12 protein-coding genes, 1 tRNA gene and 1 pseudogene are annotated in these 13,574 nt (G+C 45.1%); 7 read left to right on the top strand and 7 right to left on the bottom strand.

The genetic code is table 11. The features are described 5' to 3' along the window. Positions 1-256: 256 nt before the first annotated feature. Positions 257-1,279, top strand: coding sequence for a class III poly(R)-hydroxyalkanoic acid synthase subunit PhaE (gene phaE, locus N39L_RS31020; RefSeq protein WP_006617455.1), 1,023 nt, complete (start codon positions 257-259; stop codon positions 1,277-1,279). 60 nt (positions 1,280-1,339) lie between these two features. After that, complete coding sequence (locus tag N39L_RS31015; protein ID WP_231852041.1) at positions 1,340-2,461, top strand: class III poly(R)-hydroxyalkanoic acid synthase subunit PhaC; 1,122 nt, start codon at positions 1,340-1,342, stop codon at positions 2,459-2,461. A 70-nt stretch (positions 2,462-2,531) separates the two neighbouring features. Here the strand turns inward: N39L_RS31015 and N39L_RS31010 are convergent, their stop codons facing one another. Further along, entirely contained in the window at positions 2,532-2,801 is a 270-nt protein-coding gene (locus N39L_RS31010; protein ID WP_006617457.1) for a hypothetical protein, read from the bottom strand. Positions 2,802-3,267: 466 nt separating this feature from the next. Here N39L_RS31010 and N39L_RS31005 point away from each other — a divergent pair, with 466 nt between their 5' ends. Beyond that, on the top strand, positions 3,268-3,957 hold the full coding sequence (locus N39L_RS31005; RefSeq protein WP_006617458.1) for a GDSL-type esterase/lipase family protein: 690 nt from the start codon (positions 3,268-3,270) through the stop codon (positions 3,955-3,957). A 30-nt stretch (positions 3,958-3,987) separates the two neighbouring features. Here N39L_RS31005 and N39L_RS31000 read toward each other — a convergent pair whose 3' ends face one another. Continuing rightward, positions 3,988-4,239 (bottom strand): hypothetical protein, encoded by a 252-nt coding sequence (locus N39L_RS31000; RefSeq protein WP_006617459.1) that lies wholly within the window; start codon positions 4,237-4,239, stop codon positions 3,988-3,990. A 940-nt stretch (positions 4,240-5,179) separates the two neighbouring features. Between N39L_RS31000 and N39L_RS30995 the strand changes: the two genes are divergently transcribed. Beyond that, entirely contained in the window at positions 5,180-5,518 is a 339-nt protein-coding gene (locus tag N39L_RS30995) for a hypothetical protein (RefSeq protein ID WP_006617460.1), read from the top strand. A gap of 89 nt (positions 5,519-5,607) precedes the next feature. Here the strand turns inward: N39L_RS30995 and N39L_RS30990 are convergent, their stop codons facing one another. Both N39L_RS30990 and N39L_RS30985 read right to left on the bottom strand, forming a co-directional pair. Continuing rightward, complete coding sequence (locus N39L_RS30990) at positions 5,608-5,970, bottom strand: hypothetical protein (protein WP_152088573.1); 363 nt, start codon at positions 5,968-5,970, stop codon at positions 5,608-5,610. A 42-nt stretch (positions 5,971-6,012) separates the two neighbouring features. Continuing rightward, complete coding sequence (locus N39L_RS30985) at positions 6,013-6,297, bottom strand: hypothetical protein (RefSeq protein WP_434221518.1); 285 nt, start codon at positions 6,295-6,297, stop codon at positions 6,013-6,015. Between the two features lie 92 nt (positions 6,298-6,389). Here N39L_RS30985 and N39L_RS30980 point away from each other — a divergent pair, with 92 nt between their 5' ends. Together N39L_RS30980 and N39L_RS30975 are read left to right on the top strand one after the other, a co-directional pair. Then, a complete protein-coding gene (locus N39L_RS30980; RefSeq protein ID WP_202070249.1) occupies positions 6,390-7,010 on the top strand; it encodes a hypothetical protein in 621 nt (206 codons plus the stop codon). 176 nt (positions 7,011-7,186) lie between these two features. Beyond that, positions 7,187-7,360 (top strand): hypothetical protein, encoded by a 174-nt coding sequence (locus tag N39L_RS30975; RefSeq protein WP_202070248.1) that lies wholly within the window; start codon positions 7,187-7,189, stop codon positions 7,358-7,360. A 976-nt stretch (positions 7,361-8,336) separates the two neighbouring features. Here the strand turns inward: N39L_RS30975 and N39L_RS30970 are convergent. The 3 genes and pseudogenes from N39L_RS30970 to pyk form a co-directional block, all read right to left on the bottom strand. Further along, positions 8,337-9,274 (bottom strand): annotated as a pseudogene (locus tag N39L_RS30970) (IS630 family transposase). A 1,091-nt stretch (positions 9,275-10,365) separates the two neighbouring features. Further along, a tRNA-Thr gene (locus tag N39L_RS30965) sits at positions 10,366-10,437 on the bottom strand. Positions 10,438-10,502: 65 nt separating this feature from the next. Beyond that, positions 10,503-12,281 (bottom strand): pyruvate kinase, encoded by a 1,779-nt coding sequence (gene pyk / locus N39L_RS30960; RefSeq protein WP_014277326.1) that lies wholly within the window; start codon positions 12,279-12,281, stop codon positions 10,503-10,505. Between the two features lie 503 nt (positions 12,282-12,784). On the opposite strand from pyk, the gene N39L_RS30955 reads away from it, so the two are divergent. Beyond that, positions 12,785-13,414, top strand: coding sequence for a hypothetical protein (locus tag N39L_RS30955; protein WP_035735611.1), 630 nt, complete (start codon positions 12,785-12,787; stop codon positions 13,412-13,414). Positions 13,415-13,574 lie beyond the last annotated feature (160 nt).

Below are 13,574 nucleotides of genomic sequence, written 5' to 3'. Positions count from 1 at the left end.
TGTACCTTATTATTTTATAGAATTTCTCCCAAGGACTCAACCCCCTGACAAAACCTTTATAAAATTTTAACATTTCCCCAAACCAATGACCGATAAAATTAATCAGTTTTGTTGTGGATAAAAAGCCAAGTTAGATTTACAATTACCAAAGAAGAAGCTAAAATCTGGGTAGCTTTTTTGTTCTCAGTTTCATGTTTGAGGGAACGCCAGAACAGGAGAAGACCAAATTACAGCTTCACACGAAGAGGTATAGACAATGGAAAACGAAACAAATCCGTGGAACGAAATGGCCAATCAATGGGTTAACACCTGGACTCAGAGCGGAAATGACATCTGGAAAAACTGGTTTGATCTGATGAGTGGGTCAGGAGTATCTGAAACCGATAAAAATAGCCAGTCCCACTCTGGGGGAATAACCGAACAAATGGCAAAAAATCAGGCCTCATTGATGCGTTTTCTACAATTTTCCTTTGAAGCCTGGAAAGATATATTACCCAAAGTTGAAGCTGGTACGAATTGGGAACAAACCCTAGAAAACTACTCCCAGCAAATTCGCCAGCAAATGGAACAATATATGAGTGTTCCCACTAAGATGACCGGAAGCGGTAGCACTATGGGGAAACTCTACATGGAACAAATGCAGAAGTTTAACCAAATGTGGATGAACTACAGCGGCGCGGCTATGGTTCCCATGGTTGAAGCCATGATGGGTAAAAGTGAAGCATTCATCGAGTTAAATAACCTCTACTGGGAACAACTGTATCAACCCAGCCTAGGAAACCTGCTACAAAGTCCCATGTTTGGTATTACTCGCGAGTTGAATAGTACCTTAATGAGTCATTTTCAGGCTTGGACAAATTTTTATCGCGCTAGTAATGATTATCAGGTAGTGTTAGCAGATATCCAAGTCCGCGCTTTTGAAAAGTTAATCGAAAAATTAGCGGAGGGAGTTAGCAAAGGCGAAAAAGTCGAAACTTGGCGGCAGTTTCAGCAGTTATGGAGTGTGGCTATAGATGACGTATTTGAGGAAACTTTCTGTTCTGAAGATAAACTCAAAATTCGGGGAAGGTTTATTAACTCCCTCAACGCCTATCGACTAGAACAACAAAAGTTGATGGAGATTTCTATGCGATCGCTTAATCTCCCCCTCCGCAGCGAAATTGACGAAATGCACAAAACCATTTACCAACTCCGCAAAGAGGTTAAATCTCTCAAAAAACAGATATCCACCATTACAGCATCTTCACCCAAACCAGAGTCAATTCCAGAAGTAAGTTGAGAGAAAGCCACACCTAATATTTGTCTCAACAGCCTAATTCAATTCGTGATCCAATTCAATATGTCTTTGCTAGGAGGACATCAAGCCATGTTACCTTTCGCCTTACAAATGGGTTTAGAAGACTTAACCGAGGAATATGCAGACCTCACCGAAAAAATTGTTCATGGTATGGACAACCTTAGTAGTTTACGGGAGGAAGAAATTATCGTTGGGGTCACACCCAAAGAAGCAGTTTACCAGGAAGATAAAGTCACCCTTTATCGGTTTGAACCCAAAGTCAAAAAAACCCTTTCTGTACCTCTGCTAATTGTCTATGCTTTAGTCAATCGTCCCTTTATGGTAGATTTGCAAGAGGGTCGTTCCTTAGTTGCTAATTTACTCAGTTTGGGATTAGATGTCTATTTGATTGATTGGGGATATCCTACCCGTAGCGATCGCTGGTTAACCTTAGATGATTATATCAACGGTTATATTAATAACTGTGTTGATTTTCTTCGCGATCACTATGAACTCGATAAAATCAACCTCCTAGGAGTTTGTCAGGGAGGAACCTTTAGCCTCTGCTACAGTTCCCTATATCCCGAAAAAGTGCAAAACCTAATCACCATGGTTGCGCCAGTCAACTTTGATATGCCAAATACCCTCTTAAATGCGCGGGGAGGCTGCACATTAGGACCCGAAGCCGTAGATATTGACCTCATGGTTGAGGCTTTAGGTAACATTCCCGGCGACTATTTAAACATCGAGTTTTTGATGTTAAAACCCCTACAATTAGGATATCAAAAATATCTCGATTTACCCGAAATCATGGGAAGTCGCGACAAACTCCTAAACTTCCTCCGCATGGAAAAATGGATTTTTGATAGTCCCGACCAAGCCGGAGAAACCTATCGCCAATTCCTGAAAGATTTTTATCAGGAAAACAAACTAATCAAAGGCGAAGTAATGATTGGTGATTCTCGGGTAGATTTAAGTAATATTACCATGCCAGTTCTCAACCTCTACGCCGAAAAAGATCACCTAGTCCCCCCTTCCTCTTCCCTCGCACTAGAGGAATACATCAGCAGTGAAGACTACACCGCCAAATCCTTCCCCGTAGGTCATATCGGTATGTATGTCAGTGGTAAAGTACAGCGAGATTTACCCCCAACCATTGTCGATTGGTTAAAAGTGCGAGAGTAACTTTGATTAACAACTCATTAGGGGGGGGTTGACCAAAAATTCACCTACCCCCTTTCCCTTTTTTGATGCCTTACTTCACGCTCTCGGCGCTTTTACGCATAGTATTAAAATACTCTGTCCAGAGTTGTTTTTGAGCATCCAGCATCATTTGGGTGGTCTGCTTTTGTGTTTCCAGATAAGATTTAACCATGTCCTCTTGCAATTTCAGGGTCTGTTCAAAACCTTCTGATAAATCAGAGGGAGGCTTCCAACCCGGGAAACCCTCCGTCCAAGCGTCAAACCATTTTTTCTGCAAGTCTACCATTTGCTTTTGGTAATCTTCAAAAAGCTTAGTATCCATATTGCATAAACCAGTAAATTACTTTTCGCCAATCAAATCTGACTCTGATTGACTCTATAGCTATTCCCGGCTCGTCGTTTCCTAAAGCCTGAGAAACACTACCTCAAATTATAAGATAATTTGCTCAAAATTGATGCTTTTTAGCTAATCTATAGATTTGTAACAAAATCTCATTTTTCCCATCAATTTACGGCAGGTATTCTCAAAAATCCTCCTCTGCAACCATTAGGTCCGGTCTTAGTTAACAAAATATTAACCCAATGTTAATCTTTAGAAGCGATCGCCAACAATATCTATCCCCAGACATAAATTGTAGTTTGAGATACCGCTGCTGAGGGATTTTAGGCACATCAGTTCACTAAGAACTTTTTTATTAAGTTTTATTATGTTAAGCTGTGTTACAGTAGATGGCTAAAAACCTACCATCCAGGTAAAGACCACAGCCAACTTAGGAGAGCAGCATCCCATGATACAAGCAGTTGCAACAACCAAGTTTGCGCCCACCCATACCAAACATACCCCCCTAAGAATTATCGCTTTGGGGGACAGTCTAATTTATGGATTCGGAGATCCAGTCGGCGGAGGTTGGGTAGAACAATTGCGACGCGAGTGGATGTCTCCAGAAAAACCCGGTCATGCGCTTTACAACCTAGGGATTCGTGGTAACACCGTCGCCCAAGTTACCCAGCGTCTCGAGCAGGAATTTCGGCAACGGGGAGAATTAAGAAACCGCCTACCAGACCTAATTATTTTATCAGTAGGACTCAATGACACCCCTCGCTTAGGAAGACCCAACGGCCGATCGCTCACAGATTTTGACGCATTTCGCATCCATGTCGCCACCCTTCTGGAAAGGGCCCAAAGCCTCTGTCCAGTCATTTTCGTAGGAATGCCTCCCGTTGACGAAAGCAAAATGCCCTTTTTAGGCTGTATGTATTACAACCACGCCGACCAATACGCCTACAAAGAAGCCACACGGCGAGGCTGTGAAGTCCGGGATATCCCTTATTTAGATATATTTGACCTATGGCTGTCCCGGGGGGAAGATTGGGTGCGATCGCAACTGAGTTCCGACGGTTTACATCCCAATGTTCAAGGCTACCAAAGTTTACTGAAAGACGTACAGAATTGGGAACCCATCGCCAACCTAGGTTAAACCCAACCCCCCAACTCCCCGAACTTCTGGTTATTTATTCGTAACCAGAGGTATTTGTTTAGCCCAATCAAAATAACTATCCCACCACTGTTTTTGAACAGTGGCGATCGTTTCTAGGGCTTCCTGCTGTATTTTCAGAGTCCCATTGACAGTTTCTTGTTGAAAATCTAACGCCTTGGTCATAGCCTCGGAAGTATTAGATAGATCCTTGATACTGTCGAAACTATTTTTCCAGGTATCCAGCCATTGTTGCTGATAGTCTTCAAACCAATTTTTGCTCATGATTCCCTCAACCGTGAAAACAACAAAATAACCACCACTCGCAGCGGGTAAGCACCTACTGCTTGTGATCAGTATCAGCAACCACCACCCCACCAGTCGCCGTCCCAGGTAGTGGCGATCGTTACTCTCAAAATCTATAAAGGTCAATTCTGTTTCGTCTGCTGAGTAATTATACCAGCATTATCCCAGATTGAATACCTGATTCTACCAATTTCAGGTGTTGAAACCCGATCCTTGGCTGACATCAATTGCGATCGAGCCTTCCCCGTCTGTCATCACAACCCCCACCATAGCTCTAGCTACACTGTCAAGATATCATGACATTATCAATTCCCAGTCGAATTAAGTAGATATCAAAAAGTTCTATTAAATCTGCAACACTTTACTTTAGGAAAAAAAGTTATACCATCACAGGTTTAGCCATTTCAGCATTTTACCAATCCATCAAAATCAGGGTTTATTCTCAGTAAATTTACGGAAACATACCCCACAAACAACCCCAGAAATTTCCGTAAAAATACTTATGGCAAAATGTCGTCAAAAATGTAATCTTAAATCAGAGTATAAATTTCCATGCTAACTAACTCAGCAGCGATTATCTAATTCATTGACGCAACCGCCAAAATATAGCGCTAGTCTCGGCACATTGTCAGTGGAATTAGGATTGTGCAACCCCCAGAGAGTATTAATCCCAGGGAAAATGGCAGATTTCCCCTTTGTGGTCTAGTCCTGTGGCGGCGCACCCCTTAAATCGGAAGCTATGGGAGAAGCGGGAGATAATGTACTTTAACCTAACTTTGAGGGTGATTATTTTAGTAATTGCCGAAGTTATCTAATTCTGAAAGTCTTTGATTAATGGTAGAAATTGGGTAACTTTAACTATAGCGATCGCCTATAGATTTAGCAATTAATAATCAACAATATTTGGGAGTTACATCTAATGGATGAAATCGTGAGAAAATTAGCAGGGGTGGGTTTACCAGCAGTGGTTCTGTTAATTGCAATGGCGACTACAGGACTGACCGGAGCCGCCGCCATAACGGCCGCTTTAGCAATGCTAGGACCTGGTGGGATGCTGGGCGGAATTGTATTATTAGGAATCATTGGACTAGCATCGGACGCATTGACTAAATATGGTTTACAAACGCTTCTAGTGGAAGTTTATTGGCAACGGATCAAAAATGGTGAAAGTCCGTCGAAGTTGTGCAGTGAAATTGATTGGCTCCCAATTACCAAGGAATTGAAATTGATACTTAAAGATGCCCTCGGTCAGTTATGAGGGAAAGTGCGATCGCCCATCTAGCCATGTAGGTTGGGTGAAACCCAACAGCAGTAGGTTGGGTGAAACGCAGTGAAACCCAACAGCAGTTAGATATAGTGGGGTTGGGTTTCGTGACCTCCACCCAACCTACTCCACTTGGGGAAAGTGCGATCGCCTAATTTTCTACCACTTCCCAAAACCCCAGCCATGTAGGTTGGGTGAAACCCAACATCAGTAGGTTGGGTGAAACGCAGTGAAACCCAACAGCAGTTAGATATAGTGCGATCGCCTAATTTTCTCGGACTTCCCAAAACCCCAGCCATGTGGGTTGGGTGAAACCCAACATCAGTAGGTTGGGTGAAACGCAGTGAAACCCAACAGCAGTTAGATATAGTGCGATCGCCTGATTTTCTACCACTCCCCAAAACCCCAGCCATGTAGGTTGGGTGAAACGTAGTGAAACCCAACATAACTGAGAGATGGTGGTGTTGGGTTTCGTACCTCCACCCAACCTACCACTTGGGGAAAGTGCGATCGCCCATGTAGCCATGTAGCCATGTAGGTTGGGTGAAACGCAGTGAAACCCAACAGCAGTTAGATATAGTAGGGTTGGGTTTCGTGACCTCCACCCAACCTACTCCACTTGGGGGAAAGTGCGATCGCCCATCTAGCCATGTAGGTTGGGTGAAACGCAGTGAAACCCAACAGCAGTTAGATATAGTGCGATCGCCTAATTTTCTCGGACTTCCCAAAACCGCAGCCATGTGGGTTGGGTGAAACGTAGTGAAACCCAACATAACTGAGAGATGGTGGTGTTGGGTTTCGTACCTCCACCCAACCTACTCCACTTGGGGGAAAGTGCGATCGCCCATCTAGCCATGTAGGTTGGGTGAAACGCAGTGAAACCCAACAGCAGTTAGATATAGTAGGGTTGGGTTTCGTGACCTCCACCCAACCTACTCCACTTGGGGGAAAGTGCGATCGCCCATCTAGCCATGTAGGTTGGGTGAAACGCAGTGAAACCCAACATCAGTTAGATATAGTAGGGTTGGGTTTCGTGACCTCCACCCAACCTACTCCACTTGGGGGAAAGTGCGATCGCCCATCTAGCCATGTAGGTTGGGTGAAACGCAGTGAAACCCAACATCAGTTAGATATAGTGGGGTTGGGTTTCGTGACCTCCACCCAACCTACTCCACTTGGGGGAAAGTGCGATCGCCCATCTAGCCATGTAGGTTGGGTGAAACGCAGTGAAACCCAACATCAGTTAGATATAGTGGGGTTGGGTTTCGTGACCTCCACCCAACCTACTCCACTTGGGGGAAAGTGCGATCGCCCATCTAGCCATGTAGGTTGGGTGAAACGCAGTGAAACCCAACATCAGTTAGATATAGTGGGGTTGGGTTTCGTGACCTCCACCCAACCTACTCCACTTGGGGGAAAGTGCGATCGCCTAATTTTCTCGGACTTCCCAAAACCGCAGCCATGTAGGTTGGGTGAAACGCAGTGAAACCCAACATCAGTTAGATATAGTGGGGTTGGGTTTCGTGACCTCCACCCAACCTACTCCACTTGGGGGAAAGTGCGATCGCCTAATTTTCTCGGACTTCCCAAAACCGCAGCCATGTAGGTTGGGTGAAACGCAGTGAAACCCAACATCAGTTAGATATAGTGGGGTTGGGTTTCGTGACCTCCACCCAACCTACTCCACTTGGGGGAAAGTGCGATCGCCCATCTAGCCATGTAGGTTGGGTGAAACGCAGTGAAACCCAACATCAGTTAGATATAGTGGGGTTGGGTTTCGTGACCTCCACCCAACCTACTCCACTACTCCACTTGGGGGAAAGTGCGATCGCCTAATTTTCTCGGACTTCCCAAAACCGCAGCCATGTAGGTTGGGTGAAACGCAGTGAAACCCAACATCAGTTAGATATAGTGGGGTTGGGTTTCGTGACCTCCACCCAACCTACTCCACTTGGGGGAAAGTGCGATCGCCCATCTAGCCATGTAGGTTGGGTGAAACGCAGTGAAACCCAACATCAGTTAGATATAGTGGGGTTGGGTTTCGTGACCTCCACCCAACCTACTCCACTTGGGGGAAAGTGCGATCGCCTAATTTTCTCGGACTTCCCAAAACCGCAGCCATGTAGGTTGGGTGAAACGCAGTGAAACCCAACATCAGTTAGATATAGTGGGGTTGGGTTTCGTGACCTCCACCCAACCTACTCCACTTGGGGGAAAGTGCGATCGCCTAATTTTCTCGGACTTCCCAAAACCGCAGCCATGTAGGTTGGGTGAAACGCAGTGAAACCCAACATCAGTTAGATATAGTGGGGTTGGGTTTCGTGACCTCCACCCAACCTACTCCACTTGGGGGAAAGTGCGATCGCCTCATTTTCTCGGACTTCCCAAAACCGCAGCCATGTAGGTTGGGTGAAACGCAGTGAAACCCAACATCAGTTAGATATAGTGGGGTTGGGTTTCGTGACCTCCACCCAACCTACTCCACTTGGGGGAAAGTGCGATCGCCTCATTTTCTCGGACTTCCCAAAACCGCAGCCATGTAGGTTGGGTGAAACGCAGTGAAACCCAACATCAGTTAGATATAGTGGGGTTGGGTTTCGTGACCTCCACCCAACCTACTCCACTTGGGGGAAAGTGCGATCGCCTCATTTTCTGATATAGCACTACGCATATACGTTAGGACAATTGTTGAATGATGCATCCACGCATTCTCTAACCGTTTTTGTTTAAGTCCGGAGAATAAGCAGGCTAATACCAAATTTAACATCCGGCTTTTTCTACGATTTCTTGAATACAGCCTTTATCTCAATCATTAAGCACAGTAACAACACTTGGTAAACCAGTTATTCAAACACTGTAAATCCACAAGGCTTACCGCCACTTCTACCAATCTCACTAATAATTCCATTGTCTCCGTCCTGAACTTGCACACTAAACTTTTGAACTGTGACCACATCATCTCTATAGGGTTAAACTCAGGGGAATGCACCGGCAGATATTCTACCCTGACTCCCACTGACTCTATCATTTATTTGACTTCTACTCCATGATGATAATTTAAGTTATCCATTACCACTACATCTCCTTTTTTTAATTTTGGCAATAAATCTAACTTGATGAATTGGAGAAAATCCTCTTTTTTCATCGACCCTTCTAATGTTTGAGTCGCCACCACTCCGGAGAGCTTAATTGCACCAATTATTGTCATTTTTTGCCTCGATAGGATTTCCGCATTTCATACACTTTTTTCCCTTTCGTAGCTCTGGCTAACGGTCTCCTCATTCCTACCCATAAACCCATCAATCAACACAAGCTTTTCAGTATCCACATCTCTAATTATTTCCCAATAATCTACTCGCGCTTTCTGTACTTCTTCTGTTACTACTTTTTCGCTCCTGTATGTTTTTTTTTGAGGCTTATATCGTGCTGCTTTAAAAATCTATCTATCATGCTCGTACTGACATTTATGCCCAGCTTTTCTCTGACCTTCTCACTATATTGCCATAAGGTCAGGTCGGGGTGGGCTTCTACAATATCTATCACGGCTTCCTCATGCTTAGATAAAATGCTTTTCTTTTTAGTGCCGCACTTACGAGGAGATAAGTCTCCCGTTAATCGATACTGTTTGACCAGTCGCCTTACCGTGTCTGGACTCACCAAAAAGCGTTTCGCTACTTTTCGGATAGAAGTGTCCCCTTTTTCATAGGCTTCTACTATCTTTTTCCGAAAATCTAAAGAGTAACGGCTCATGGTAGTTGGTTGTGATCACTTATACAATAGCCATACATTATACTGTACTTTGTGTTTTGGGTAAAGGCTGTATTATTTGAGTTTTTGAAAAATTTGTTAGATCAGATAGTTTGTAAAAAACAGTTAGAAGATAAAAAGCCATCACCCCATCTCCCAATCAACAGAGATGATATTGATGATGATGGTTGGCGTAAGCCCTAACAGCTAACAGATAACCCCTAACTCAATAACTTAATAGCCCCCTATGGTTTCTGACTGTAGGGGGTGTCTATGTATTTTTTGAATACAAGCCCGTTACAACACGCCTGTAACGGGTTTATATGAATGCTCACCCTATCATGTCCAGATATTACCCAGAACTACTTTACCCCTAACAGATAGCTTTACCTACAACCTACGACTAAGATTTTGGGGGTGAACTGATTATGTTGGTATCGGTTTCCGCACGGGGTGATTGCCAACAAAGATTGGAGACTTGCTGAGAATTATGTGGGTATCGATTCCCATCTCGGTAATTGTCACCAGTTGAAAAGTTGTTTAGGGGTATCGGGTTGGAGCCGGTAGATGATAGCTCATAGTTTCCCCTCACCGGAGATGATGAATCAGACCCATAGATAACCGGATAGGCGATCGCTCATAGGTTTACCTATAGGTCTAGTCCACGGAAAGGCGGTCTGATATCTTTGTACATTGATTACTTAGCGGGTTCCCCCCTACGGCTACCTACGGCTATCGTGTTGGCTTTGAAACATACCCTCCCCCCATAACCGGAATAAGCACTATTGGGGAAGTGACCGATGTGATAGCGGTCAAGAGTGAGGTACGAACCGATAGGCTTGCCATTGACGGGTATCACAAGGGAACTACCCTATCAGCGTCCGGTTATGGGGGTGATATGGATATTTGACAGATTGATTAAGTTGTGCTTATTGATTAACCCGTCAATAATTAAGATTTGTTGCTAAGGGATATGCACCAATTGTCCCGTGTGCTAAGACTGAATGGAGTGCATTTTGAATGTAACGGTGCGGTGCGACTATCGGGTTAAGTGAATTCCGATAATCGCAGTCAGGATAAGAGATTGCTTCAAAAGCCGATGGCGGGATTTGAACCCGCGACCGCTCGATTACGAATCGAGTGCTCTACCACTGAGCTACATCGGCACAGTAGCCCATTGTAACACATAATATAATTGAGCGATCGCCAGCCAAAAACTTGTCAACGCTGATTATACAGGATCAGGAGTCGAGGCAGTTGCGCCCGAGTAAACCACACCCCGCTGCATATCCAAAGTAAGAATCACCCCATCACGAATCACCTGGGTAGCATTTTTCACCCCAACAATCACCGGAACCCCGAGGCGCAAACCAATAACCGCCGCATGGCTAGTCAAACTATCAACTTCCGTCACCACACCAGCCGCCTTACGCATAACCTCCACAAAATCCGCATTAGTTTGGGAAACCACCAAAATTTCTCCAGGGTTAAAATCACCCACCTGAGAAGGCTGGTTAACCACACGAGCGCGACCAGTAAAAGTTCCCTGACCGATAGCAGTTCCCTTACCGAGAACCGCCGTCACTACTTCCACCTTAACCAAATCCGTAGAACCTGCGACCCCCTGCAAAGTCCCAGCAGTAGTCACCACCAAATCCCCATCAGCGACAAAATTATTTTCCCGCGCCACATTAACCGCCGATTGGAAAGTCTGATCCGTAGAAGGTAAATCCAAAACCAAAAGCGGTTTAACCCCCCAAACCAAACTCAACTGACGCGCCACCTCCACATGGGGAGTAATCGCCAAAATCGGAGTTTGGGGGCGAAACTTCGAGACATTGCGCGCCGTAGCGCCAGTTTTAGTTAAAGTCATAATCGCCGCCGCATCTAACTGAATCGCAATTTGACTGACAGCTTGACTAATCGCATTAGGAATAGATCGCCCCGTATCCTCCACCTTGAGAACATTACGAGTAATCCCATCTCGTTCAATTCTGTTAGCAATTCTAGCCATAGTCGCCACCGCTTCCACGGGAAACTGACCCACAGCCGTTTCATTAGAGAGCATCACGGCATCAGTACCATCAAGAATAGCATTAGCCACATCGGAAATTTCCGCCCTAGTCGGACGAGGATTGCTCACCATACTATCAAGCATCTGAGTAGCAGTAATCACCGGAATTCCCATGCGGTTAGCCGTGACAATCAAACGTTTTTGCAAAAGTGGCACATCCTCAGCAGGTAACTCCACCCCCAAATCACCCCGCGCCACCATCACACCATTACACAGGGCTAAAATCTCCTCCATTTGTTCGATCGCCTCATGTTTTTCGATTTTGGCGATGACGGGGACATCCTTACCCGCACTAGCAATCAATTCTTTAATTTCCAAGACATCCTGGGGATTGCGGACAAAACTGAGGGCGACCCAATCGACCCCTTGATCTAAGCCAAACATCAAATCGCGCCGGTCTTTGTCGGTCATGGCTTTAATGGAGAGATAGACCCCCGGAAAATTAACCCCTTTACTATTGGAGAGGACACCACCGACGACTACCCGACAGTGTAGTTCTCCCTTGTCTCGGTCTACTTTTTCCACCAGCATCTCGACCTTACCATCATCTAAAAGAATGGTCGCGCCATCGGGGACTTCATCAGCGAGAGGTTCGTAGGTAACAGAGGAGATCTCCTCGTTTCCAGGAAGGTCACGGCTGGTGAGGATAAAGTGATCACCTCGGTTCAATTTGATCGACCCATTCTCGAATTTTCCTAAGCGAATCTTGGGTCCTTGTAAATCCTGAAGAATACCTACAGGCTTGTTCAATTCAAAGGATACCTGACGAATCAAACGAATGCTGCGCTGGTGGTCTTCATGGCTACCGTGGGAAAAATTCAAGCGCAAAGTGGTTGCTCCCGCTTCTATCAACGCCTTGAGTACATCCGGTTTTTGTGTCGCCGGTCCAATGGTGGCGACAATTTTGGTTCTATGTATTAAGTTTGGCGATCGCATAACGTTAACTCAGTCCCAGGCGTTGATAGTTGTTAGTTTTGGCGCACCTAGGTGCGACTAGAATCACTTTAAGAAAATTTAACCATGATCGTGGCATATTTATCGCAAAACCCCCCTAGAATCTGACTGGGAGAGCAGATGAATCAGTCCGGGCGCGGGACAGGCTGCGCCGTCGCGACGGATGATCTAGGCTGGTTATTTCCCCGCGCGATCCCGATTTCTCCCCCTGTGGTGTCTATTGATAAAAATGACGGTTTCGCGCGTATAGTGGTGCTTTATGGCCGGGATTCAACCCTTAACTATGGGGAACCCCTCAGTTACTGTAGGGCGCGTCACCTAGAGATAAATCGTACTGTCGCCGTCAAAGTAAAATTGTAGTGTGTGTGTCCCAGTGAAACCAAACACCACCATCTCTGACCGAAAAAATTGGTTTCACCCTAGTTTCACCGAACCGACAAAGAAGATTAGCCCTGAAAACTTAATGATTGGTAAAATTCGAGAAAATGAAGCTCAACTTAGGAATTTATGCGGTGATATCGTTAATGAGTAGCTACCTGTTGTTAGCCACTCCGGCGCAGTCGCAGCGTCCATCACCCTGTTCTAATGATAACCAAGAACGACCCTCCCAACGTCGCCGCCAAATTATTAACCGTGAATATGGCTTGCGCTTTGATATTCCAGCTAATTATTACACGGAACTACGAAGTGAGAGAGGACATCGCCAACAGTTATCTATTGCCGTTCGTAACCCTACTGATGTCGAGTTTTTGGAATGTGGGAGAAGGGAAGGAATGAGAGGCTATGGACACCAAGTTTCCGACGTGAGAGTTACCATTGAACCACGTCCTAGCAATATCGGCAATGTTCGTGATATTTTACGCAATGCGGCTACTGGAAGCAGTTACAGCCAGATTTTAGAGTCTAATTTTACGACTATTGCGGGACAGGAGGCGGTAATTTATATAGTGCAAACGAGTTATCCTGAGCGTTATCGGTATGGGCGGCTAATACATCCTAATGGACGATATATCATTAGTATTTCTGCGGGAGATTATGGGGAAAGAATAGATGTGATTGATTTGCAGGTGATGAACCTGATCATGTCTACAATGAGGATAGATTGGCAACCATGACCACTAAAAAAAGCTGAAATTCTCACCCGCCTGGTTTACTCACCGGACAACTATCAGAGACTGTTTTTTAACGGTTAGAAGCAGAATTGCAGTTTTTGAGTAATTATATCGCAGCAATTGAGTGGCTTGTAGGTTCTACGCTGGGCACGAAACCTCAAGG

Origin of the sequence: Limnospira platensis NIES-39, from assembly GCF_026000695.1 — a bacterium.
Lineage (GTDB): Bacteria > Cyanobacteriota > Cyanobacteriia > Cyanobacteriales > Microcoleaceae > Limnospira > Limnospira platensis.
This window is presented reverse-complemented; position numbering and strand designations above follow the sequence as displayed.